General features: G+C 73.7%; 22 protein-coding genes. 11 read left to right on the top strand and 11 right to left on the bottom strand.

Annotated features, from left to right (window positions below; genetic code table 11):
- The first annotated feature begins 282 nt into the window (after nt 1-282).
- Nucleotides 283-1,227, top strand: coding sequence for a hypothetical protein (locus ACW62_RS26035; RefSeq protein WP_053207028.1), 945 nt, complete (start codon nt 283-285; stop codon nt 1,225-1,227).
- Nucleotides 1,228-1,237: 10 nt separating this feature from the next.
- Here ACW62_RS26035 and ACW62_RS26030 read toward each other — a convergent pair whose 3' ends face one another.
- Nucleotides 1,238-1,954 carry a TetR/AcrR family transcriptional regulator gene (locus ACW62_RS26030; RefSeq protein ID WP_053207027.1) on the bottom strand — a complete coding sequence of 239 codons (717 nt, stop codon included), beginning with the start codon at nt 1,952-1,954 and terminating at the stop codon, nt 1,238-1,240.
- Between the two features lie 143 nt (nt 1,955-2,097).
- Between ACW62_RS26030 and ACW62_RS26025 the strand changes: the two genes are divergently transcribed.
- Nucleotides 2,098-3,576 carry an MFS transporter gene (locus tag ACW62_RS26025; RefSeq protein ID WP_083460177.1) on the top strand — a complete coding sequence of 493 codons (1,479 nt, stop codon included), beginning with the start codon at nt 2,098-2,100 and terminating at the stop codon, nt 3,574-3,576.
- Here the strand turns inward: ACW62_RS26025 and ACW62_RS26020 are convergent.
- Nucleotides 3,573-4,208: a maleylpyruvate isomerase N-terminal domain-containing protein gene (locus tag ACW62_RS26020; RefSeq protein WP_053207025.1), complete on the bottom strand. Its 636-nt coding sequence runs from the start codon at nt 4,206-4,208 to the stop codon at nt 3,573-3,575. The two genes, ACW62_RS26025 and ACW62_RS26020, sit on opposite strands and share 4 nt — an antisense overlap.
- Before the next feature lie 85 nt (nt 4,209-4,293).
- On the opposite strand from ACW62_RS26020, the gene ACW62_RS26015 reads away from it, so the two are divergent.
- The 4 genes from ACW62_RS26015 to ACW62_RS34360 all read left to right on the top strand — a co-directional run bounded on the left by ACW62_RS26015 (nt 4,294) and on the right by ACW62_RS34360 (nt 7,861).
- Nucleotides 4,294-5,592 carry a thymidine phosphorylase gene (locus tag ACW62_RS26015; RefSeq protein WP_053207024.1) on the top strand — a complete coding sequence of 433 codons (1,299 nt, stop codon included), beginning with the start codon at nt 4,294-4,296 and terminating at the stop codon, nt 5,590-5,592.
- 19 nt (nt 5,593-5,611) lie between these two features.
- Nucleotides 5,612-5,965 (top strand): cupin domain-containing protein, encoded by a 354-nt coding sequence (locus tag ACW62_RS26010; protein ID WP_053207023.1) that lies wholly within the window; start codon nt 5,612-5,614, stop codon nt 5,963-5,965.
- Between the two features lie 50 nt (nt 5,966-6,015).
- The gene (locus tag ACW62_RS26005; RefSeq protein ID WP_053207054.1) at nt 6,016-7,599 is read left to right on the top strand and encodes an amidohydrolase; all 1,584 of its coding nucleotides are present in this window, start codon (nt 6,016-6,018) and stop codon (nt 7,597-7,599) included.
- A gap of 109 nt (nt 7,600-7,708) precedes the next feature.
- Nucleotides 7,709-7,861 (top strand): hypothetical protein, encoded by a 153-nt coding sequence (locus ACW62_RS34360; RefSeq protein ID WP_157574981.1) that lies wholly within the window; start codon nt 7,709-7,711, stop codon nt 7,859-7,861.
- Nucleotides 7,862-7,928: 67 nt separating this feature from the next.
- Here the strand turns inward: ACW62_RS34360 and ACW62_RS26000 are convergent, their stop codons facing one another.
- Together ACW62_RS26000 and ACW62_RS34355 are read right to left on the bottom strand one after the other, a co-directional pair.
- Nucleotides 7,929-8,426, bottom strand: a complete 498-nt coding sequence (locus tag ACW62_RS26000; protein WP_053207022.1) for a hypothetical protein — start codon at nt 8,424-8,426, stop codon at nt 7,929-7,931.
- 539 nt (nt 8,427-8,965) lie between these two features.
- Nucleotides 8,966-9,127, bottom strand: a complete 162-nt coding sequence (locus ACW62_RS34355) for a hypothetical protein (protein ID WP_157574980.1) — start codon at nt 9,125-9,127, stop codon at nt 8,966-8,968.
- A 297-nt stretch (nt 9,128-9,424) separates the two neighbouring features.
- On the opposite strand from ACW62_RS34355, the gene ACW62_RS25995 reads away from it, so the two are divergent.
- From ACW62_RS25995 to ACW62_RS25985, 3 genes are all read left to right on the top strand, one after another.
- On the top strand, nt 9,425-10,792 hold the full coding sequence (locus ACW62_RS25995) for an NsdA family TPR-like regulatory protein (protein WP_205629605.1): 1,368 nt from the start codon (nt 9,425-9,427) through the stop codon (nt 10,790-10,792).
- Entirely contained in the window at nt 10,789-11,673 is an 885-nt protein-coding gene (locus tag ACW62_RS25990; protein ID WP_053207021.1) for a phosphotransferase family protein, read from the top strand. Before ACW62_RS25995 ends, ACW62_RS25990 begins: the two co-directional genes overlap by 4 nt.
- A 471-nt stretch (nt 11,674-12,144) precedes the next feature.
- On the top strand, nt 12,145-13,437 hold the full coding sequence (locus ACW62_RS25985) for a hypothetical protein (protein ID WP_053207020.1): 1,293 nt from the start codon (nt 12,145-12,147) through the stop codon (nt 13,435-13,437).
- 57 nt (nt 13,438-13,494) lie between these two features.
- On the opposite strand, the gene ACW62_RS25980 is transcribed toward ACW62_RS25985, so the two are convergent.
- Nucleotides 13,495-14,586 (bottom strand): endonuclease/exonuclease/phosphatase family protein, encoded by a 1,092-nt coding sequence (locus tag ACW62_RS25980; RefSeq protein WP_053207019.1) that lies wholly within the window; start codon nt 14,584-14,586, stop codon nt 13,495-13,497.
- Nucleotides 14,587-14,649: 63 nt separating this feature from the next.
- Entirely contained in the window at nt 14,650-15,798 is a 1,149-nt protein-coding gene (locus tag ACW62_RS25975) for an acetate/propionate family kinase (protein WP_053207018.1), read from the bottom strand.
- A gap of 44 nt (nt 15,799-15,842) precedes the next feature.
- On the opposite strand from ACW62_RS25975, the gene ACW62_RS25970 reads away from it, so the two are divergent.
- Nucleotides 15,843-16,808, top strand: coding sequence for an LLM class flavin-dependent oxidoreductase (locus ACW62_RS25970; RefSeq protein ID WP_205629603.1), 966 nt, complete (start codon nt 15,843-15,845; stop codon nt 16,806-16,808).
- Between the two features lie 17 nt (nt 16,809-16,825).
- On the opposite strand, the gene pta is transcribed toward ACW62_RS25970, so the two are convergent.
- The 3 genes from pta to ACW62_RS25955 are packed head-to-tail and all read right to left on the bottom strand — an operon-like array spanning nt 16,826 to nt 19,958.
- Complete coding sequence (gene pta / locus ACW62_RS25965) at nt 16,826-18,892, bottom strand: phosphate acetyltransferase (protein ID WP_053207017.1); 2,067 nt, start codon at nt 18,890-18,892, stop codon at nt 16,826-16,828.
- Nucleotides 18,893-18,945: 53 nt separating this feature from the next.
- Nucleotides 18,946-19,434, bottom strand: coding sequence for a DUF421 domain-containing protein (locus ACW62_RS25960; RefSeq protein ID WP_053207016.1), 489 nt, complete (start codon nt 19,432-19,434; stop codon nt 18,946-18,948).
- Complete coding sequence (locus tag ACW62_RS25955; RefSeq protein WP_053207015.1) at nt 19,434-19,958, bottom strand: hypothetical protein; 525 nt, start codon at nt 19,956-19,958, stop codon at nt 19,434-19,436. Before ACW62_RS25955 ends, ACW62_RS25960 begins: the two co-directional genes overlap by 1 nt.
- Nucleotides 19,959-20,011: 53 nt before the next feature.
- Between ACW62_RS25955 and ACW62_RS25950 the strand changes: the two genes are divergently transcribed.
- Nucleotides 20,012-21,142: an adenosine deaminase gene (locus ACW62_RS25950; protein ID WP_053207014.1), complete on the top strand. Its 1,131-nt coding sequence runs from the start codon at nt 20,012-20,014 to the stop codon at nt 21,140-21,142.
- On the opposite strand, the gene ACW62_RS25945 is transcribed toward ACW62_RS25950, so the two are convergent.
- Entirely contained in the window at nt 21,123-21,335 is a 213-nt protein-coding gene (locus tag ACW62_RS25945; protein WP_053207013.1) for a PspC domain-containing protein, read from the bottom strand. The two genes, ACW62_RS25950 and ACW62_RS25945, sit on opposite strands and share 20 nt — an antisense overlap.
- A 71-nt stretch (nt 21,336-21,406) precedes the next feature.
- Entirely contained in the window at nt 21,407-22,009 is a 603-nt protein-coding gene (locus tag ACW62_RS25940) for a uridine kinase family protein (RefSeq protein ID WP_053207012.1), read from the bottom strand.
- Nucleotides 22,010-22,049: the final 40 nt, after the last annotated feature.

Genomic DNA, 22,049 nt, shown 5'->3' with positions numbered 1-22,049 from the left:
TGGCAGCGGCTGCGGCCCCGGGCGACGCACCCTGTCCTCGGACCCCGGCCGGCCACGCAGGCTGCGTAGCCAAGATCAAGCGGACCCACTCATCCAGCCGCGCCGCGGCGCCCGGTTCGGTGGTCGCCGGCCGCCGCCGCGCGTGGGCACGAGCTACGCGAGTGTCAGCGCCCGCCCATAGGGTGGGAAGCCCTCCCAGCCGGGCGGGGTCCGTACCCGAGCGTTCGGTGCGCGTGACGCTTCCCCGGCGGGGTTTGTCCGCGACCGTCCCCGGGAGTCGCCATGGAACTGCTGACCGCGCGTGAGATCAAGGCCGAACTCCGGCGGCGGACGTCAGCTCTCGCCGTGCCACCGCGGCCGCACACCCCCACGGGCGGCGTCGCCGTCGGTGTGTGCGTCGTCGGGCCGGCGACGTACGGGGTGGCGGTGCGGATCTTCGGGCCGTCCGAGCTGGCCGACGAGATCGCGGCGGCCGGCCGCTCGCTGGCCGGCGACGACTGCGACGTCCGCGACGTCGGGGTGGTGCGGGCGTTCCAGTGGGACCCCGCCGAGCTGCGGCAACGGCAGCGCCCGCTGCGTCCCGGCCTGTCCGTCTCGCACGTCGACGTCACGGCGGGCACCATCGGCGCGTTCGTCGTCGACGGGTCCGGCGCCGTGCTGGCGCTGTCGAACAACCACGTGCTCGCCGACTCCGGCCGCGGCGCCGCCGGCGACATCGTCGTGCAGCCGGGCGTGGCCGACGGCGGCACGGCGGCCACCGACCGCATCGGCGTCCTCGACGGCGTCGTCTCGCTCGACCCCGTCGCGCCGAACCTCGTCGACGCCGCCACCGCGCGCCTCGACGACGGCGTCGAGGTGTCCGCGCAGTACCCCGCCGGTGCGCTGGCCGGCTGGGTCGCCGTCACCGACGACGTCGCGGTCGAGAAGGCCGGCCGCACCACCGGCGTCACCCGCGGCCGGGTCAGCGCCATCGAGATCGACGGCATCAGCGTCCAGTACCCGACCGGCGTCATCGACTTCGACGACCAGATCGAGGTCACCGGCGGCGGCGCCGGCGGCTTCTCATCGGGTGGCGACAGCGGGTCGCTGGTCTACCGGCCCGACACCCGCGAGGCGGTCGGCCTGCTGTTCGCCGGCAGCGACACCGGCGGGCCCGACGGCCAGGGCCTCACCTACTGCAACCCCATCGGCGCCGTGCTCGACCGCCTCGGCGTCCGGCTCGTCTGAGCAGGACAGGTCATGGTGGCTGGCGCCGCAGGGCCTCGATGCCGTCGAGAAGCACGGTGAGCTTGGTGCGAAACTGCTCGCGCGGATCGCGGGCGACGGCGGCGGAGAACTCCTCCCGGATCCGCTCGTCGTACAGCGTCAGCCACGGTTCGATCAGTTCGGCCCGGCGCATTCGCCTGCCGTTCACGATGCTGAACGTGTGCCGGCCGTCGGCCCCGGCTTGGGGGCCGTCGATCTCGGCCGGCTGGCCGTCGGCCGGAGGCGGTGCGCCGAGGAATGCCTGGGTCACGAGCTCGCCGAGCATGTCCTGAACCAGCACGGCATGAGCGGCGCTGAACCCGAAGCCCAGCAGCGCCACCGCGGCACGATTCGTCACGGCCACCATGCCCCGTGAGGTCGAGCGCAGGCTGGACACCTCGGCGGCCAGGCCAGGATGCGTGTCGTAGAGATCCCAGTACGACGACGCCAGGGCGGAGAGGTAGGAGCGCCAGTCACCGCCGGGCTCCGGCCAGTCGACCGCGTCCACCGCGCGGTCGATGGCGGCCGCGGCCAGGGCGTTCCGGCTGGCGAAGTAGCGGTAGAGGGTCGAGTGCGATGCTCCCAGCCGCTGGCCGACTGCGGACATGGTGAGCTTGGCGAAGCCGATCTCGAGGGCGGCTCGCACGATCGCGTCGCGATCGACCAGTGGGGGCCGGCCCATCCGCCGCGTCGCCTTCGCGCCTGCCATCCCGACTCCAAGCTCCGACGCCCGATCCACTCCAACGCTATCCCACGGGCACGTCCCCGGCCCGGACCGGAAACCCGACCCGTCGCCCAGCTCGGGAGGTGCTCCCGATTGCCTTTGCGACATAGTGTCGTAAAGTCGTGCCCATGGCGATAGACGAGCACGATGACGCCCGGCCGGGCCGCGTACCCGGCGATCGGGTGGCGGCCGAAGCGGCGACGGCAAGGCGACGGGCCTACACCCTGGCGATCGTCGTGACGGCTCAGTTCCTGATCGTGCTGGATGCGTCGGTGGTCAACATCGCGCTGCCATCCGCACAGGCGGACCTCGGCCTGGCCGACTCGCGAAAGCAGTGGGTGGTGACCGGCTACTCGCTGGCCTTCGGCGGGCTGCTGCTGCTCGGTGGCCGGGTCGCCGACGTCCGCGGGCGGCAGAAGACCTTCGTGGCGGGCCTGATCGGCTTCACCCTCGCCTCGGTCCTCGGCGGTCTTGCCGTGAACGAGGCAATGCTGCTGGCGGCCCGCGCCGCGCAGGGCGCTTCGGCCGCCTTCCTCGCCCCAGCCGGTCTGGCGATTCTGACCACTGCGTACACCGACGGCGCCGGCCGGGCCAAGGCGTTCGCGATCTTCGGCGTCACCTCGGGCGCCGGCGGCATCCTCGGGATGGTGCTCGGCGGCGTGTTGACGTCGTTCGGATCGTGGCGATGGTGCCTGCTGATCAACCTCCCGGTCGGTCTCGTCATCCTGGTCCTGGCGCTTCGCCACCTCGAGGAGAGCACCGCGGCACGACCGACGCGGTATGACCTGCCCGGAGCGGTCACGGCCACCGCCGGGGTCGGCTCCTTCATCTACGGCGTCTCGAACGTCGCCGCGGACGGCTGGTTCGCACCGACCACGTTGGCCTTCATCCTGGGCGGCGTCGCCCTGCTGACCTTGTTCGTCGCGCTCCAACGCCGCTCGTCCGAGCCGATGATGCCGCTGGGCATCCTGGCGCACCGCACCCGCGGCGGCGCGTTCCTGATCATCCTGCTCGTCAATGCCGTGGCGTCCACGTTCTATCTCCTGCTGACGTTCTACCTGCAGGGGGTCCAGGACCTCTCGGCACTGCTCACCGGTCTGGCATTCGTCCCGATCGGCGTCGGCATCTTCGTCGGTGCGGTCGCGGCCGGCCGGCTGCTGCCGGTCTGGCCGGCGCGAAACGTCATCGCCGTGGGCCTGGCCCTTGCCGTCTGCGGGATGGCGCCGATGGCGTGGTTGCGCGCCGACTCCTCGTTCTGGTCGCTGATCCTGCCCGCGCAGGTCGTCCTCGGCGTCGGCTTCGGGATCGCCCTCACCGCGATCGTCAGCCTCGCTCTGCAGGGCGTGGCGCCGGCGACGGCGGGCGTCGCCAGCGCATTGACCAACGCCGTGCGAGAGATCGGCGGCGCGGTCGGGATCTCGGTTCTGAACGTGGTCGCCATCGCCGTCACCGCGGCGTCGATCGACCCGAACCCCGCCGAGGCGTCGGCTGACGGCTACGCCGCGGCCTTCGCCGTCTGCGCCGGCCTGCTCGCGGCGGCGCTGGCGGTCGCCGTCACCAGCCTCCGCCCGGAGCCGGCGACACCCGGCGGCCGGGGCGCGACCTAGATCGCGGTGATGTCCGACGGCGCGCGCTCGGCCCGGGCGAGGGCACGCAGCACGGCCGGCGCGCCGTGCTTGCGCACTGACAGCGTCGTGAGCAGAGCGAACACCGGGGTCAGCGCGGCGTCGGTCAGCTCCGGCGTCTCGACGCCGACGCTGACGGCGAGGTCGTCGTCGTGGACGGCGATCTCCAGCAGCCGCGTCGTCAGGTAGTCGTCGAGGGTGAGGGACCAGCGGCCGGTCAGGTGGACGAGCCGCCCGGCCGGCTCGGCGGACAACGCCGCCCGCAGCATGGCCAGCGCGGCCGTCGTCCGCTCCACGAGTGCCTCGGGACCGTCGACGGCGTTGGCGTCGCCGCCCGCGCGGATCGCGACGTTCGTCGCGGCGTCGACGCCGGCGCCGATCCAGGTGGACCGGGTGTAGTGGTCCAGCAGCGCCGCCGGCGGCTCGTCCGGCACCGGCGTGGCCAGCACGTCCGGCACCGCGAGCACCTGTCCGGCGAGGTGCCCGGCCAGCCCGCCGACGGTGAACGCGTCGAGCGCGCTCGGCTCGTCCCAGCGCGCCGCGACCGCCGGGTCGCCGAGCAGCGCGAGCGCCGCGCCCGCGGCGTCGAGGTAGGCCTGCCGCACCGTTGTCATGCCCGTGACTCTAGGCGACTGACGTCAGACCTCGCGGCCGGATACCGGCCCCGTACGGGCGGGCCGGAGGTGCGATGATCCCACCATGGCAGCACCCGAACCCTTCGACGCCGTCGACGTCATCCGGACCAAGCGCGACCGCGGCGAGCTGTCCGACGGGCAGATCGACTGGGTCGTCGACGCGTACACGCGCGGCGTCGTGGCCGACGAGCAGATGTCGGCGCTGGCGATGGCGATCCTGCTCAACGGCATGGCCCGGCGCGAGATCGCCCGCTGGACCGACGCGATGATCGGCACCGGCCGGCGCATGGACTGGGCGGGCGTCGAGCGAGCTACCACCGACAAGCACTCCACCGGCGGCGTCGGCGACAAGATCACGCTGCCGCTGGCCCCGACGGTGGCCGCGTGCGGCGCCGCCGTCCCGCAGTTGTCCGGCCGCGGCCTCGGTCACACCGGCGGCACGCTGGACAAGCTGGAGTCGATCCCCGGCTGGCGCGCGTCGCTGTCGGCCGCCGAGATGCTGGACGTGCTGCGCTCGACCGGTGCGGTGGTGTGCGCCGCCGGCGACGACCTCGCGCCGGCGGACAAGAAGCTGTACGCGCTGCGCGACGTCACCGGCACCGTCGAGGCGATCCCGCTGATCGCGTCGTCGATCATGAGCAAGAAGATCGCCGAGGGCACCGGCGCGCTCGTCCTCGACGTCAAGGTCGGGTCGGGCGCGTTCATGAAGGACGTCTCGTCGGCGCGCGAGCTGGCGTCGACCATGGTCGAGCTCGGCTCGGACGCCGGGGTGCGCACCGTCGCGCTGCTCACGAACATGGAGACCCCGCTCGGGCTGACGGCGGGCAACGCGCTGGAGGTGCGCGAGTCGGTCGAGGTGCTCGACGGCGGCGGCCCCGACGACGTCGTCGAGCTGACCGTCACGCTGGCCCGCGAGATGCTGGCCGCGGCGGGGCTGACCGGCGGCAAGGACCCGGCCGACGCGCTGAAGGACGGGTCCGCGATGGACGTGTGGCGGCGGATGATCGCGGCCCAGGGCGGCGACCCGGACGCGCCGCTGCCGGTCGCGCGCGAGACGCACACCGTCCTCGCACCGGCGTCCGGGGTGCTGACCCGGCTGGACGCCTACCAGGTGGGCGTCGCCGCGTGGCGGCTCGGCGCCGGCCGGGCGCGCAAGGACGAGTCCGTCCAGGCCGCCGCCGGTGTCGAACTGCATGTCAAGCCGGGCGCCGTCATCCGGGCCGGTGAGCCGCTGCTGACGCTGCACACCGACGAGCCGGCCCGGTTCGACCGCGCGCTCTCGGCGCTGGACGATGGGTACGTCATCGCGCCGGAGGGCAGCCGGCCCGACCTGCCGCCGCTGGTCATCGACCGCATCGGCTGACCGGTCTACGCTCGGCGCCATGGTGAGACTGATCGACGCGCCGGCCCGCATCCCGGTGCCCGGCGGCAAGGTCATCGACGAGTACGTCGGCCGCGTCGCCACCCAGAACGGCGCGGTCTCGGTGGCCCGCATGCAGGCGCCGCCCGGCTGGGACGAGCCGGCGCAGACGCCGGAGTTCGACGAGATCACGCTGGTCCTCACCGGCAGTGTCGTCGTCGAGCATGACGGCGGCAGCGTGGAGGTCGCGGCCGGGCAGGCGCTCTTCACCGCGGCCGGCGAGCGGGTCCGCTACACCGCCGGCCCGGCCGGCGCCGACTACGTCGCCGTCTGCCTGCCCGCGTTCGCGCCGGACTTGGCCCGTCGCGAGGAGTGAAGGGTCGCGTGGAGCTCGACCTGCTGGTGACCGGCGCCCGGATCGTGACCATGGACCCGGCCCGTCAGAGCGCCTCGCGGCTCGGCGTCTGGCAGGGCCGTATCGCCGGGCTGGACGAGGAGCTCGACGGGCTGCGGGCGCGGCGGACGGTCGATCTCGGTGGCGCCACGGTGCTGCCGGGTTTCATCGACGCGCACTGTCATCTCGCGTGGACGGGCATGGCCGCCGGTCTGGTCGACCTGTCCGGGCTGCGCACCCGCGACTCCGTGCTGGACGCGGTCCGCCGGGCGGCCGGCGCCGTGCCCGGCGACGGCTGGGTCGACCTCGCCGGGTACGACCAGCGTCCGCTCGGCGCGCACCTGACCCGCGACGACCTCGAGGTGGCCGCGCCCGGCCGGCGGCTCTACGTCCGGCACCTGTCCGGGCACGCCTGCCTGGTCTCCGACGCCGTCCTCGCCACCGTCACCGAGGACGAGTTCGCGGCGCACGCCCCCGGCGTCGTCCGCGACGTGAGCGGCCGGCCGACCGGCCTGCTGGAGGAGGGCGCGATGGCGATCGCCCGCGCCCGCCGGCTGCCGTACACGCTGGACGAGATCGTCGCCGCCGTCGAGATCGCCGGGCGCGAGTGCCTGGCGCAGGGCATCACGACGGTCGCCGAAGCGGGCATCGTCACCGACCTCGCCGGGTCGTCGCCGGTCGAACTGGCCGCGTACCAGGTCGCGCGCGAGCAGGGCCGGTTGCCGGTCCGCGTTCAGACGATGGTGCCGGCGGCCATGCTGCGGCCGTCCGGCGCGGCCGACGGCGACGGCATCGTGCGCGCCGTCGACCTCGGGCTGCGCACCGGCCTCGGCGACGACCGGCTGTCGATCGGCGCGCTGAAGCTGTGGCTGGACGGCGGCATGATGGCCCGCACCGCCGCCCTGACCGCGCCGTACCTCACGCCCGACGGCTCGGACGGCGGCAGCGGCCAGCTCGCGTTCGGTGACGACGAGCTGGCGGCCCTGATCCTCGACGCGCACCGGGCCGGCTGGCAGCTGGCCATCCACGCCATCGGTGACGGCGCGGTCGACCAGGCGATCACCGTGGTCACCGCGGCGCAGGCGGCGCACCCGCGGCCCGGCGCCCGGCACCGCGTCGAGCACTGCGGGCTGGTCCGCCCCGAGCAGTTGCCGCGGCTGGCGGCGGCCGGGCTGACCGCCGTCGTGCAGCCGACGTTCCTGCACGCGTTCGGCGACGAATACGCGACGATCATGGGCCCGGAGCGCAGCGGCTGGATGTACCGCGGCCGGTCCTTCCTCGACCACGGCGTCCGCGTCGCCGGCAGCTCGGACCGTCCGGTGGCCGACGGCGCCCCGCTGCGGGCGATCCAGTTCATGGTCGACCGCACCAGCTCCGGCGGCGCCCCCGTCGGCCCGGACGAGGCCGTCACCGTCGACCAGGCGCTGGCCGCCTACACCACCGGCAGCGCCTACGCCTGCCGCGTCGACGACGTCGCCGGCAGCCTGGCGGCCGGCAAGCAGGCCGACCTCGTCGTGCTCGGCGCCGATCCGCGCACCGTCGAACCGGCTGCCATCGCCGCCGTCCCGGTCGTCGCGACGGTGCTCGGCGGCGAGGTCGTCCACGGGGCGATCTGAGCTCCGCTCCGGGTACCCCTTACGGGAGAGCCCCTACGCCCAGCGACGTAGGCCGCGGTTCGGCTCCAGGTCCGATGTGCCGACTCCGCCGGGCTGGAAGCGTGGAGTCATGGTGTTCAGGACGCTGGCGACGGGCGCATTCCTCGTCGGCACTCCGGCGCGCGACGATTCCGGCGCCGAGCCGGTGGAGTCGTCGCCGGGAGTGGCCGACGGCGAGCGCGAGCCCGACGCCGTCGCGGGGAAGTGGCAGGCCGGCAACTGAACGGGGACGACGAGAGCGCCGGGCTCGCGGGGGCGAGCCCGGCGCTCTCGCCGGTTCAGGGGGTGCGTCAGCGGTCGCTCGGCTCCAGCCGGGCGCCGAGCGCCTTGGCGCCGATCACCAGCACGGCCGCGGCCAGGATGATGTCCTTGAAGACGTACTGCGCCTCCAGCGTCGGCGTGCCGTCCGGGAACATGTCGCCGAAGAACAGCACGAGCGGCGACATCATCCCCAGCAGCGACCCCGACAGCACCACCAGGCCGGTGCGCAGGAACACGCCGGTGATCAGCGTGAGCCCGATGAACGTCTCGATAACCGCGGTCAGCGCCACGGCGGCCTGCCCGTGCACCAGGCCCAGCGTCAACGCGTCGACCGTGCGCATGACCAGCGGCTCCGCCGGGCTCGCGCCGGGGAAGAACTTCAGCGCGCCGAATGCCAGCACCACGACGCCGAGGCTGACCTGGAGCGCCTGGATCCCGTGCGCCGCCAGCCACCGAGCGGCGACGGCGACCGGGTCGCGGCGGGCGGGAACGCCGGTGCTCTGACGGGCGGGGGCTGTGGTGGACATGATCTACCATCCTTCGTAGAGAGGGGTCCGCGGCTTGGACTGTCCTTCTCGGCGGACCGCCGGAGTTGCCGCTCCGGCGGTCCTTCACCGACTCCGTGGGGAGTGGCTTCACGCTACGAAGGCGAGTGCTGCTCGCACGTCGGCTTGGGGGCGTATCTCGCGTCTACGTTCGGCGACGTACGGGGGCGCGACGATCCCCCAGGGGCTCAGGTCGGCTGGGGGCGTCCATGATCAGCAAGGGTCCGAGGCGTGATGGCGGCCCAGAAGGTTGATGATCACGCGCAAGAGGGCCGGGGGACCCGGGCGCTGCCTTCGCCCGGATCCCCCGGCCCTTTCTCCCCGTATCCCCGTCGCGCGGGTCCGGGAGGCGCTCGGACGAACGCCCCAACGCCGTATCAGCCGAACGGCCGACTGGACTTTCCGTCATTCCCGACGTTCTGCGGAATTGCATGCATGTGATTGTCCCGTCCCCGTGGAAATCGCCCAGAACAATTCGGACGAATCGCCCTTGGTGTCCCGGGTGTCGCGGCCGGCGCCATTCAATCGCCGGCGATGTCGGGGAAGACGGCGGGGAGGCGGCCGGCGGCGCCGTCGGCGGCGAGCGGGACGATGCGCCGTCCCTCCCGGCGGATCGGGCGCGCCTCCCAGGCGTGGTCGGCGGCGTTCCAGGTCAGGACGTACTCCGTGTCGCGGTGCAGCATCGGCCTCAACCTTCCGAACCCCCTGCGTCCCCCGGAATTCGCGGCGGGTTGCCGGGGTCGGGGTGGTCGCCCGGCAACCCGCCTCGAGTCACGGCATCCATGATCGGTGTCGAATCGGGAGAAAGGCACCGGCCATGACTCGTGTACCGATCATTTCGCCGGAATTGGGTGATCAGTAGGGCATCGAGGTGGGATCATCGGGGGAGGCGAGTGGGGATGGTTCGGGATTCTACGGATCACCTGACAGCAATACGCCGAGAATGCCATTATGTTCCTCCCCACGTACGTGGAGACATCGTGCGCGAACCGAACGAGCAGCTGCGACTGGCCCGCGAGAGCACGCCGTCAGCCGACGTGCCCGGGACCGCGATGTCCCGCCAGGAACTGGCGGACCGCGTCAACGCCCTGCTGTTCGAGCGCACCGGCCGGCTGTCCGAGCTGGACGACAACTACGTCGGCAAGCTCGAACGTGGCATCATCCGCTGGCCGCAGGCCGCCTACCGCGACGCGTTACGGGCGGTGCTCGGCGCCGCGACCGACCGCGACCTCGGCTTCGTCAACACCCGGCGACTGCAGGCCGCACCGGTGCTGCGGCCGGCACAGCAGCAGGACGCCGGCCCTGAACCGCTGGGCGGTGAGCCGGACGTGAGGCGGCAGGAGTTCCTGCGGGCCGCCTTCGTCGGCGTCGGCGGCCTGCTGACCTCGCCGTCGACACTGCTCGACCTGCTGGCGCCGCTGCGGCCGAGCGACGCGCCGAAGCGGGTCGGGCGCAGCGAGATCGAGCAGGTCCGCGGTGCCGCCGACCTGCTGGTCAGCTGGGGCCACAGCCACGGCGGCGCCGGCGTCCGGGAAGCGGCGAACGCGCAGCTGCGGTGGTTCGGCCAGCTGCTGAACGCGCAGGCGACGCCCGAGGTGCGGGTCGAGCTGCACGAGGCGGTCGGGCTGCTCGGCCACGCCACCGCGCACATGGCCTTCGACGCGTGCGCGTACGACGACGCACGGCAGATCTTCAAGTTCGCGCTGGCCTGCTCCGAAGAAGTCGGCAGCTGGCACCTGCGGGCGAAGGTGCTGTCGTCGCTGGCCCGGCAGGAGATCTGGCGCGGCGAGCACGACCTCGGCCTGACGTACGCGGAGCTGGCGCTGGTCCGCGCCGACTGCCTGACGGCGACGGAGCAGGCCATGCTGCACACGGCAAGGGCACGGGCGCTGGCCAAGCTCGGCCGCTACCAGGACACCCTGCGCGCCGTCGGACAGGCCGACGACGCGTTCGCGCACACCGCGCCGGCCGGCGACCCGCCGTGGATGGGCTACTACGACGCCGCGCAGCACGCCGGCGACACCGGGCACGCGCTGTTCGACCTGACGGTGCAGGGCCACGACACCGAGGCGGCGACCCGCCTGCTGGCCGCCGTCGACGGCCACACCGCCGGCTACGTCCGCTCCCGGGCGATGTCGCAGACCAAGCTCGCGTCGCTGACGATGGCCGTCGGCGACCCCGGCGAGGCCGCGCGCATCGGGCTGGCCGCCGTCACCGACGCCGGGCAGCTGCACTCGCGCCGGGCCGCGATGGACCTCGCCGAACTACGCACCTACGCCGGGCGGCACGCCGGCGTTCCCGAGGTGGCCGAGCTGCGACATCGGGTCACCACCGCTCTGGCGTCGTGACGGCCGACGACACCCACCGCGTTCTGCACCACGCTTGCCTCAGCGCCGGGCTCGACCCGACGCCGGCCGAGCTGATCCGGCGCGCCGAGAACTCCGTCTACCGGCTGCCCGGCCAGGTCATCGCCCGGGTCGGGCGGTCCGGCCAGGCCGCCGCGGCGGGCAAGGAGGTCCGCGTCGCGCACTGGCTGGAACGGTCCGGGCTGGCCGCCGTCCGCGCCCTCCCCGGCGTCGATCAGCCGGTCGACGTCGACGGTGTCCCGGTGACGTTCTGGCGGGCGCTGCCGCCGCACCACGAGGCCGCCGACCCGCAGCTGGCCGCCGTCCTGCGCCGGTTGCACGCCCTCGACCCGCCGGGCGAGTTCGCGCTACCGGAACTGGCGCCGTTCGTGCGGATCCGGGACCGGATCGAGGCGGCGCCGACGGTGCCGGCGGCGGACCGTGCATGGCTGCTCGGGTACCTCGCCGACCTCGAGGACCGGCTCGCCGAGCTGCCGGACGGCCTCGCCGCCGGCGTCGTCCACGGCGACGCGTGGGCGGGCAACGTGGTGGCCGACGACGACGGCACCGTCTGGCTGCTGGACCTGGAGCGGTTCGCCGTCGGCCCGCCGGAGTGGGACCTGGTGTCGACGGCGGTCCGCCTGACCTCGTTCGGGACGCTCGACGCCGCCGGGTACGCCGAGTTCTGCGCCGCCTACGGCCACGACGTCATCGGCTGGGCCGGCTACGAGACGCTGCGCGACATCCGCGAACTGCGCGCCTGCTCGTACATGCTGCAGCACGCCTGGCGCGGCGACGCCGCCCGGGCCGAGGCGCAGCGGCGGGTCGGCTGCCTGCGCGGGCGGTGCGGCGACCGGCCGTGGCGGTGGCGGCGGGTGTTCTGAGGCCACGGTCCCGGACCGGCCACCGCAGCCGCCGCCCGAACGTCTCCGTCACCGTTGTCTCTTCCTTGATCCAGGCGCCGGTCGACACCGGTTGGCCACCTGATCATCTCCAGTATGTGGACGGCGGTTGATCAGGTGACCGAACGGCCCGGAACCCGGCACCTTTGTCACCTGATCGTTTCGTGTCCACATGCTGGAGATGATCAGGTGACGTAGGCCGCGCGCTCGGCGTCGTTTCGTCACCTGATCGTTCCGCGACGATGATCCGGCGGCGAACGGGGCGGGGGTCATTGGTCGGCCTCGGCGATCAGCTGCGCCAGCTCACGCTGGACGCGGGCCGGCCAGAACGACGGCCGAGCGACGCGGACGGCTGCCGCGCCGCGACTGGTAGGTGGACCCCGCCCCGTGCGGGAGGGCCCCCACCCTACGGGCGGGCACCGACACTGACGCTGATGCACGGGAGCGAGGAGAATGGCCCCGTCGACGACGGAGGGACAGGACGTGGCCGGGAAGCTGACCGAGCAGGTGTCGACGGCGGCGGTGCTGGGCGGGCTGGCGGGCGCCGCGCTGGGGGCCGGACGGGGACGGCGGGCGGCCGGTCTCGGGGCGCTGGCCGGCGCGGCCGTGCTCGCGGCGTCGGAGTACGTGGCCCGGCGGCGGCAACGGCCGGACGAGATCCCCGCGCTGCCGCACCGCATCCTCGCCAGCGGCGCCGTCGCCGCGCCGCTGGGCTGGGCGGCCGGCGCGCTGACCCGGCAGCCACCGGCCCGGGTGGCGCTGGCGGCCGGCGGCGTGGCCGGTGGGCTGGGGGTCCGGCCGCACAAGGTGCTGCTCGGCCCGGCGGTCGGGCTGGCGATGCGCCCCGTCGTCGCGAGGGCCACGCCCGCGCAGGCCGCCGCCGTCACCGTCGTCGCGTACCGGCTGGCCGCGGCAGTGCTGTTCCGTGACCCGCAGGTGGCGCTGCTGGCCGAGCGGGCCGCGCCCGACGACCTGCCGTTCGTGGTGCCACTGGCCGCGCAGGGCGGCTACGTCGGCACCGACTTCGTCCGCACCCTCGCCACCGAGCTGGACGGCGACTACACCCGCGACGCCGCGGACGTCGGCATCATCGCGTCGCTGGACGAGCTGGTCGGCGGCGACTTCTACCCGTCCGCCGTCGACCCGCTGGTGCGTGAGTTCTACGAGCACACGACCCGGTTCGCGCTCGACATCGAGCCGCAGTGGCGGGCCTGGGTGCGCCCCGGCTACCTGCTGTACCGGACGGCGCTCGCGCGGCCACTCGGCCAGGCCAACGTGCCGATGAACCAGCGACAGGCGCAACGTGGCGTCGTCAGCCGCATCGACACCGTCGACCAGCCCGATGGCACCCGGGTGCGCGGCTGGATCCGCTCCTACGCCGACGACGACGAGCCGATTTACGTCGGCATCTACACGACCTACCGGCGCGGCGGGCGCGGCTTCGTCAGCGTCGGCTTCCCGCTGCCCGGCGGCAGCTTCACCGCGACGCTGGAGCCGCGGCTGCGCCCGGGCGGCGGGCTGACGCTGTCCAGCCGCGGCGCCCACGCCGACGCCGGGCACTATCTCAGCGTCGTCGACCCCGACACCGGTGAGCTGACGACGCTCACGGTGCCCGGGTTCGGCGAGGACCTGCAGGTCTGGTCCGACGCCGGCGAGCTGCGCGCCGACCACGCGTTCTCGCTGTTCGGGCTGCCGTTCCTGGTGCTGCGCTACCGCATCCACCGCAAGCCGCACGCCGTCCCATGATCATGTTTCCTAGCGGTCGCTCAGACGCCGCGAGGGAACATGATCATGGGATCCCGGTCAGCGGGTGAAGCGCAGCCGCGACACGACACCGGCGTGGTCGGAGGGCCAGAAGCCGGTCGGGACGGTGCGGTCGGCCTCCTCGTCGCCGATGATCTCGGTGGTGACGGCGCGGACGCCGGTGCCGGCGAGGACGTAGTCGATGCGGCTGCGCAGCCGGTTCTCGTCCAGCAGCGTCGCGGACTGGCCCGCGGTGAATCCGGTGGCCGGGTCGCCGCCGGTGGCGAGCCAGGCGTCGGAGAGTCCGGCGCCGGTGAGGATGCCGTACGCACCCGCGGTGTCGGCCGGCCGCGAGTTCAGGTCGCCGACCAGCACGGTGCGCAGCGGCGACGTCTCCAGCAGGCCGGCCAGCTCCGTCGCCTGCGCGTTGCGGATGGCGGCCGGGCCGGACGCCTCCAGGTGCGTGTTGGCGAACCGGAACGACGCGCCGAACAGCCCGACGTCGACGGTGGACCAGCCGCGGGGTGACTGGAACGTCAGGCCGGGGATCGCCGTCGGGATCTCCAGGACCGCGCCGTACGTGCCCGACCGCGGGTTCGTCACGCGCAGCAACGGGCTGGGCAGGTCGGCGCGGACGATGATGACGTCGCGGTCGCGGAACCGGACCTGCTCGGTCGCCGAGATCGGCAGCGTCCCGTCGAAGTTCCAGTTCGTCGCGACGGCGCGGTACGGGTGGCCGCGCTCGGCCAACTCGTCCAGCAGCAGGTCGAGGAAGTCGTAGGTGACCTGCAGCTGGCCGCCGAGCGGGCCCTTCTCCCAGAGCGCGACCTCCTGCAGGCCGACGACCTCGGGGTCGTGCCCGGCGATCTGGTCGGCGATGGCGCCGGCCCGCTCCGGGAAGTTCGTCGCCTCGACGCCGGCGTAGACCTCGCCGGCCAGCCGGACCAGCTCCTGCGGGCTGGTCGCCGTGAACAGCGGGTCGAGCGTGGCGCCCAGGTAGACGTTGTAGGTGGCGACGTCGGCGGAGAACAGCGAGGTCGGGTCGTGCGCGCCGCGAGCGGCGTTGTCAGAGGCGGCGGCGGGCGCCAGCGAGAACGCGGTGGCGGCCGCGAGCGCGGTGACGAGCGCGGCGCGGCGGGTGATCCGGGGCATGGTGATCCTTCCGTGTGACCGGTGTCACTCGGTAGGACGCCCGGCCCCGTGCCGGAGGTTGCATCAGGCGGGCGCCGCTTCGACCAGTCCGGCCGCCTGCCGGGCGATCTCCAGCTCCTCGTCGGTGGGCACGACGAGGACGGCGACGTCGGCCTCGTCGGGCGAGATGACTTGGGCGCGGCTGCTGGTGAAGGAGTTGCGGACGTGGTCGACCTCGACGCCGAACTGGCGAAGGCCGGCCAGCGAGTGCGACCGCACCCACGAGTCGTTCTCGCCGACGCCGGCGGTGAAGACGATGGCGTGCGCCCGGCCCAGCACGGCGAGGTACGCGCCCACGTAGTGCCGGATGCGGTAGCAGTACAGCTCGCGGGCCAGCTGCGCCGCCTGGTCGCCGGCCTTGGCCATACGGTGCACCTCGCGCAGGTCGTTCGCGCCGGCCAGGCCGAGCAGCCCGCTGGACCGGTTGGTCAGCCGGTCGAGGTCGTCGACGGAGAGGCCGGCCTCGCGGTGCAGGTAGAACAGCGCGCCGGGGTCGATGTCGCCGGTGCGGGTGCCCATGACCAGGCCCTCCAGCGGCGTCAGCCCCATCGAGGTGTCGACGGAGCGGCCGCCGCGCACCGCCGTCGCGGAGGCGCCGTTGCCGAGGTGCAGGACGACGAGGTTGGTGTCGTCGGGGTCGCGGCCCAGCAACTCGGCCGCGGCGCGGCTGACGTACGAGACGGACGTGCCGTGGAAGCCGTACCGGCGCACGCCGTACCGGGCGGCGAGGTCGCGTTCGACGGCGTACGTGTACGCGACCGGCGGCAGCGTCTGGTGGAACGCGGTGTCGAAGACGGCGACGTGCGGGACGTCGGGCAGCTCGCGCCGGGCCAGCCGCAGCGCCGTCAGCCCGGGCGGGTTGTGCAGCGGCGCCAGCGGCGCCAGCTGCTCGATGACCCGTTCGACGTCGTCGTCGACGAGGGTGGGCTCGGCGAAGCGGTCGCCGCCGTGCACGATGCGGTGGCCGACGGCGGCCAGGCCGAGCTCGGCCAGCGGCCCGCAGTCGCGCTCCAGCTCGGCGGCGACCTGGCGCAGCGCGGCGGCGTGGTCGGGTACGCCGCCGTCCTCGCCGATGCGCTCGACGATCCCTTTGGCCAGGCGCGCCGGACCGTCCGGATCGATCAGCTGGTACTTGATGGACGACGATCCGCAGTTGAGCACGAGGACGGTCATCGAGGGAGTCCGTTCCTGTCGGAGGGTGCCGTTATGGTGCGGTTATGACCAACCGCCTGCAGGTCGGAATGAGCTTCGACCAAACCTTTCCGCCCGCCTTCGTCACCGAGGCCGCCCGCGCGCTCGACGCAGGCGGCGCCCAGCAGCTCTGGGTCATCGAGGACTGCTTCTACACCGCCGGGCCGAGTCTGGCGGCCGCGGCGCTGGCGGTCACCGAGCAGCTCACGGTGGGTGTGGGCATCCTGCCGGCGGTAGCCCGCACCGCGCCCGTCACGGCCATGGAGATCGCGACGCTGTGCGGGCTGGGCCCGGGCCGGGTGCTGCCCGGCATCGGCCACGGGGTGCAGTCGTGGATGGCGCAGATGGGGGTGCGGCCGGTGTCGCCGCTCACCGCGCTGGAAGAGGTCATCGTCGCGGTCCGGCGGCTGCTCGCGGGCGACGAGGTCACCAGCCACGGCCACTACGTCGACCTCGACGCCGTCCGGCTCGAGTATCCGCCGGCCGACCCGCCGCCGGTGCTGGCCGGGGTGTTCGGGCCGAAGTCGCTGGCGCTGGCCGGACGGGTCGCCGGTGGGCTGGTGCTGGCCGAGCCGGCCAGTCCGTCGTACGTGCGCTGGGCCATGGAGCAGGCCGGCCGCACGCCCGGCGATCCCGACTTCCACCTCGCGGCGTTCAGTGTGCTGTGCGTGCAGAAGGACCGCGCCGAGGCCTACCGCACCATGGCGCCGTGGCTGGCGGGGCAGCTCCAGCAGCCGCGCACGCCTCTCACCTCGCTGCCGTTCTTCGACGACCTCGCCGCCCGCTTCGCCGACAAGGGCGTCGACGGCCTGGCCACCATGCCGTCCGCGTGGTGGACCGAGCTGGCGCCGGTCGGCACGATGGACGACGCCGCCGCGCACCTTCAGGCGCTGGAGGAGGCCGGTGTCCAGAGCGTCGGCCTGTTCCCCCTCAGCGACGTCGAGACCGCCCGCACCCAGCTGGCCGACGTGATGGAGCTGGCCCGGCGCTAGCGCGGCGGCGGCCGCGGTCACGACGCGGCCGCCGGCTGCGCCTGGATCGCGGTGATCGCGATGGTGTTGACGATGTCGCGGACCAGCGCGCCGCGCGACAGGTCGTTCACCGGCTTGCGCAGGCCCTGCAGCACCGGCCCGACGGCCACGGCGCCGGCGCTGCGCTGCACCGCCTTGTAGGTGTTGTTGCCGGTGTTGAGGTCGGGGAAGACGAACACCGTGGCCCGGCCGGCCACCTCGCTGCCGGGCAGCTTGGCGCGGGCCACGCTGGCGTCGACGGCGGCGTCGTACTGGATCGGCCCCTCGACTTCGAGGTCGGGCCGGCGCTCGCGCACCAGCGACGTCGCCGTGCGCACCTTGTCGACGTCCGAGCCGGTGCCCGATTCGCCGGTGGAGTACGACAGCATCGCGACCCGCGGCGCCACCCCGAACTGCGCCGCCGTCTCGGCCGACGAGATCGCGATGTCGGCCAGCTGCTCGGCCGTCGGGTCGGGGTTGACGGCGCAGTCGCCGTAGACCAGCACGCGGTCGCGCAGGCACATGAAGAACACGCTCGACACGATCGACGTGCCGGGCAGCGTCTTGATCACCTCGAACGCCGGCCTGATGGTGTGCGCCGTGGTGTGCGCGGCGCCGGACACCATGCCGTCGGCGAGGCCGAGCTGCACCATCATCGTGCCGAAGTAGGAGACGTCGGCGACCTGGTCCCAGGCCGCCTCCTGGGTGACGCCGCGGTGCGCGCGCAGCAGCGCGTACTCGTGCGCGAACCGGCCGCGCAGCTCGCTCTCGCGCGGGTCGACGATCTCGGCGGCGCCGATGTCGACGCCGACGCGGTCGGCCGCCGCCGCGACGTCGGCCGGCGGGCCCAGCAGGGTGAGGTCGGCGATGCCGCGGCGTAGGACGGTGTCGGCGGCGCGCAGGATGCGTTCCTCGGTGCCTTCGGGCAGCACGATGTGGCGGCGGCCGGACCGGGCGCGGTCGACGAGGTCGTGCTCGAACATCAGCGGCGTGACGACGTCGCTGCGGGTGACGTCGAGGCGGTCGAGCAGGTCGCCGGCGTCGACGTACCGGTCGAACAGCGCCAGCGCGGTCTGCACCTTGCGGGTGGCGTCGTAGGTCAGCCGGCCCCGCACCGCCGCCAGCGCCGTCGCCGTCCCGAACGTGTCGCCGGGCGCGGTGACGATCGGCAGCCCGACGTCGAGGCCGTCCATCAGCCGGACGATCTGCGGCGGCAGCTCGAACCCGCCGTTCAGCACGACGCCGGCCAGCGTCGGGAACGTCTTCGCCGCGTGCGCCGCCAGCACGCCCAGCAGGACGTCGCTGCGGTCGGCGGGGGTGATGACGACCGCGTCGTCGAACAGGTGGTCCAGCACGTGTGGCAGCGTCATGCCGGCGACGACCAGCCCGCCGACCTCGCGGCCCAGCCGGGACGGGTCGCCGCGGAACAGCTCGCCGCCGGACGCCGCGACGAGGTCGCCCATGGTCGGCGCCGACAGCAGCGGCTCCTCCGGCAGCGCCCACGCCGGGCCGAGCGCGCCCAGCGCCTCGCAGGCGTCGTCCAGCGCGTCCGGCGGCACCCGGTTGGCGACCAGCGCTGCCAGCGCGCCGAAGTTCGCGGCCAGCTCCGCGGTGGCCAGCTCGGCGACGGCGCGCAGGTCGGCCGGCGAGCGGTCGTGGCCGTTGAGCACCAGCACGACCGGAGCGCCGAGGTTCGCCGCCACCCGCGCGTTGAAGGAGAACTCCGTCGGGCTGTCGACGTCGGTGTAGTCGCTGCCGACGATGACGACCGCCTCGCACTGCGCGGCGACCGTGCGGTAGCGGTCGAGGATCGTGCTCATCGCGGCGTCGGGGTCGGCGTGCACGTCCTCGTAGGTGACGCCCGCGCACACGTCGTACGGCAGGTCGACGCCGTCGTGCTCGAGCAGCAACTCCAGGACGTAGTCGGGCTGGGCGCCGGCCCGGACCACCGGGCGGAACACGCCGACCCGGCCCAGCCGGCGGGTGAGCGCCTCCAGCGCGCCGAGCGCGACCGTCGACTTCCCGGTCTCGCCCGTCACCGATGTCACGTAGACGCCGCGAGCCACCCCGTGAGGCTATATCGCCACGGTGCACCTCGTGCGGTGACCGCCCCGGCGAGTCACGACACGTCCGAACCCCGTCGCGGCGGGTCGTCCGGCGCCCCCGCGTCCGACCGCGTGAACACCGAGAACGTGCCGTCGGCCTCCAGCACCATGAGATCGACGGCGGCGAGATCGCGCACGCCGTGCTCGCGCGCCGCCGCCAGCACGTCGTCGACCGGCAGCCGCTCGTAGCGCAGCACCGCGTCGTCGACGTGGCCGTCCTTGACCAGGATGGTCGGCTCGCCCTCCAGCAGCCGCCGTGACCGCCGGAACCGCCAGCTCAGCCACGACAGCAGCACCGACAGCAGCGTGAACGTCGCCACCGCCAGCGTGCCGCCGGTGAGCGACAGATCCTCCTGCAGGACGGTCTGGCTGATCAGGTCGCCGAGTGTCACCAGCAGGATCAGCTCGAACGCGGACAGCTGCGTCACCTGCCGCTTGCCCGACACCCGCAGCACGAACCAGAGCAGGACGAAGACGACGGCCGCGCGGATGACGATGTCCATCAGGGCAGCACCGCCAGCCGGAACGCCGCCTCGGCCGCGACGCCGCCGTCCGGGTCGAGGACGGTGACGGCGTACCGGCCGAGGCCGGGCAGCTGGCCGGGCGCGGTGCGGGCGTCCAGCAGGACGTGCAGCACGTCACCGCTCGGCGGGGTGAACACGTACTCCACCCGGTCCGGACCCGGCGACTCGCCGTCGGCGTTGGGCGACCAGTTGTTGAAGTCCAGCCGGTCCAGCAGGTCGCGGCTGACGGTGAGCGTCACGGCACCGTCGAATCCGCCGGACCGCTCGACGGTGATCTCCAGCGGGATCGGCAGGCCCGGCCGGGTGATCTGGCCGTGCCGGACGGTCAGCTCGTAGCCGCCGCCGGACGTCGTCGTGGTGGCCGCCCGCGGCCCCAGCAGACCGGCGAGCGCGGCCACGATCAGGAGGGTCAACGCCACGATGCCGACGCGGCGCAGGTTCCGGCCGCGGCGTGCGGCGACGGCGTCGCGGCTGCTCGGCAGCGTCGCGAGAGGCTGGCTCACATCCGGGTCGTACCCAGCGGCGATGTAGCCAATCGGCGGGGTAGGTTCGGAGCATGCGACCGACCGACGCCGAGATCCTGGCCGCGCCGAAGGTGCTGCTGCACGACCACCTCGACGGCGGGCTGCGGCCGGCCACCGTTCTCGAGCTGGCGGGTGAGATCGGGCACGAACTGCCGGCCTCCGACGAGGCCAGCCTGCGGCGGTGGTTCACCGACGCGGCCGACTCGCTGTCGCTGGAGCGGTACCTGGCGACGTTCGAGCACACGGTCGCCGTCATGCAGACCCGCGACGCGCTGGTGCGGGTGGCCGCCGAGTGCGCCGAGGACCTCGCCGCCGACGGCGTCGTCTACGCCGAGGTGCGGTACGCGCCGGAGCAGCACCTCGGCGGCGGCCTGTCGCTGGACGACGTCGTGGCGGCGGTCGAGCAGGGGTTCCGGCTGGGCGAGACGCGGGCGGCCGCGGCGGGCCGGCCCATCCGGGTCGCGACGCTGCTGACGGCCATGCGGCACGCCGCCCGGTCGCGCGAGATCGCCGAGCTGGCGGTCGCGAACCGCGAGGCCGGCGTCGTCGGCTTCGACATCGCCGGCGCCGAGGCCGGCTTCCCGCCCACCCGCCACCTCGACGCGTTCGAGTACCTGCGCCGCGAGAACGCGCATTTCACCATCCACGCCGGCGAGGCGTTCGGGCTGCCGTCCATCTGGGAGGCGCTGCAGTGGTGCGGCGCCGACCGCCTGGGCCACGGCGTGCGCATCATCGACGACGTCTCGGTGGCGCCCGACGGTTCGGTGACGCTGGGGCGGCTGGCGGCGTACGTCCGCGACAAGCGGATCCCGCTGGAGCTGTGCCCGTCGTCGAACATCCAGACCGGCGCCGCGGGCTCGATCGCCGAGCACCCGATCGGCCTGCTCGCGCGGCTGCGGTTCCGGGTCACCGTCAACACCGACAACCGGCTGATGAGCGGAACCTCGATGTCCCGCGAGTTCGCCCTGCTGGCCGACGCCTTCGGCTACGACCTGCCGGACTTCGAGTGGTTCACGGTGAATGCGCTGAAGAGTGCGTTCATCCCGTTCGACCAGCGGCTGGCGCTGATCAACGATGTCGTCAAGCCCGGGTACGCCGCGCTGGGCGCCCAGCGGGCGTTCGACCGGGTGCGGACGGCCGGGGTCAGTCCTCGGTCGGCATGATGATCCAGAGCGCCAGGTAGACGAGCACCTGCGGGCCGGGCAGCAGGCAGGACAGCAGGAAGAGGATGCGCACGGTGCGCGTCTTCATGCCGAACCGCCGGGCCAGGCCGGCGCAGACGCCGCCGATCATGCGGTTGCCGGTCGGGCGGACCAGTCCGCCTCGGGCCTCTGAGAAATAGCTGCTTGTGCTCATACCTCAACGGTAGGTCCGCGGGCGCCCGCCGGGCGTCCGTCTCGCGGATGGTCCGACCCGGAGACCGCAGGTCAGGGCTTCCCGGAGGGCGCACCGGCGGCATCCCTGAGCGCGTCCCGGACCTGCTGCGCGTCGGCCGGGCGGGCACCGAGGGCGCGCTGCCGGTCGACGATCACCCGCTCGGTGCGCATCAGTTCCCGCCCGCGACGCAGCAACGTCAGCGGCGGCTTGCGGCGCTCGGCGAGGTCGCGGGCGAGCCGGCGCACGAAGTTCTTCCATGGCTTGCGGTGCAGCACGATGGCGTCGGCCAGGATGCCCCGCGACCGGCACTCGGCCACGATGTCGGCCGCGAACAGCCCTTCGGCGACGAACACCGGCGCCGTCCCGACGGTGAACGGCTCGCTGCCGACGGTGCGGTCGTGCGCGATGTCGTACACCGGGATCTGGGCGCTGCCGGTGCGGCTCAGCTGGACCAGCGTGTCGACGGCGCGCTCGGCATCCCAGGCGCGGGGGTCGTCCCAGTCGATGATCCCGAGGTCCGGATGGCGCGGCATCCCCGGGTCGTCGCCGTCGCGGTAGAAGTGGTCGAGGTTCAGCACCGGCAGGCCGCTCTCGCGGGCCAGCCGGGACTTGCCGCTGCCCGACGGGCCGGCGAGGAGGACGACACGGTGCACGGAGGCACAGTCTGTCACGACCACCCGGCCGGCCCGAGCG

Origin of the sequence: Jiangella muralis, assembly GCF_001270745.1 — a bacterium.
GTDB classification, from domain to species: domain Bacteria; phylum Actinomycetota; class Actinomycetes; order Jiangellales; family Jiangellaceae; genus Jiangella; species Jiangella muralis.
The sequence above is the reverse complement of the archived record's forward strand: the minus strand, read 5'-3'. Positions and strand labels throughout refer to the sequence as shown.

Excerpts from the sequence above, each read along its gene's own strand:
- ACW62_RS26035 (WP_053207028.1), top strand. The coding sequence starts at position 283 with ATGGAACTGCTGACCGCGCGTGAGATCAAGGCCGAACTCCGGCGGCGG.
- ACW62_RS26030 (WP_053207027.1), bottom strand. The coding sequence starts at position 1,954 with ATGGCAGGCGCGAAGGCGACGCGGCGGATGGGCCGGCCCCCACTGGTC.
- ACW62_RS26025 (WP_083460177.1), top strand. The coding sequence starts at position 2,098 with ATGGCGATAGACGAGCACGATGACGCCCGGCCGGGCCGCGTACCCGGC.
- ACW62_RS26020 (WP_053207025.1), bottom strand. The coding sequence starts at position 4,208 with ATGACAACGGTGCGGCAGGCCTACCTCGACGCCGCGGGCGCGGCGCTC.
- ACW62_RS26015 (WP_053207024.1), top strand. The coding sequence starts at position 4,294 with ATGGCAGCACCCGAACCCTTCGACGCCGTCGACGTCATCCGGACCAAG.
- ACW62_RS26010 (WP_053207023.1), top strand. The coding sequence starts at position 5,612 with ATGGTGAGACTGATCGACGCGCCGGCCCGCATCCCGGTGCCCGGCGGC.
- ACW62_RS26005 (WP_053207054.1), top strand. The coding sequence starts at position 6,016 with ATGGACCCGGCCCGTCAGAGCGCCTCGCGGCTCGGCGTCTGGCAGGGC.
- ACW62_RS34360 (WP_157574981.1), top strand. The coding sequence starts at position 7,709 with ATGGTGTTCAGGACGCTGGCGACGGGCGCATTCCTCGTCGGCACTCCG.
- ACW62_RS26000 (WP_053207022.1), bottom strand. The coding sequence starts at position 8,426 with ATGTCCACCACAGCCCCCGCCCGTCAGAGCACCGGCGTTCCCGCCCGC.
- ACW62_RS34355 (WP_157574980.1), bottom strand. The coding sequence starts at position 9,127 with ATGCTGCACCGCGACACGGAGTACGTCCTGACCTGGAACGCCGCCGAC.
- ACW62_RS25985 (WP_053207020.1), top strand. The coding sequence starts at position 12,145 with ATGGCCCCGTCGACGACGGAGGGACAGGACGTGGCCGGGAAGCTGACC.
- ACW62_RS25980 (WP_053207019.1), bottom strand. The coding sequence starts at position 14,586 with ATGCCCCGGATCACCCGCCGCGCCGCGCTCGTCACCGCGCTCGCGGCC.
- ACW62_RS25975 (WP_053207018.1), bottom strand. The coding sequence starts at position 15,798 with ATGACCGTCCTCGTGCTCAACTGCGGATCGTCGTCCATCAAGTACCAG.
- ACW62_RS25970 (WP_205629603.1), top strand. The coding sequence starts at position 15,843 with ATGACCAACCGCCTGCAGGTCGGAATGAGCTTCGACCAAACCTTTCCG.
- ACW62_RS25960 (WP_053207016.1), bottom strand. The coding sequence starts at position 19,434 with ATGGACATCGTCATCCGCGCGGCCGTCGTCTTCGTCCTGCTCTGGTTC.
- ACW62_RS25950 (WP_053207014.1), top strand. The coding sequence starts at position 20,012 with ATGCGACCGACCGACGCCGAGATCCTGGCCGCGCCGAAGGTGCTGCTG.
- ACW62_RS25945 (WP_053207013.1), bottom strand. The coding sequence starts at position 21,335 with ATGAGCACAAGCAGCTATTTCTCAGAGGCCCGAGGCGGACTGGTCCGC.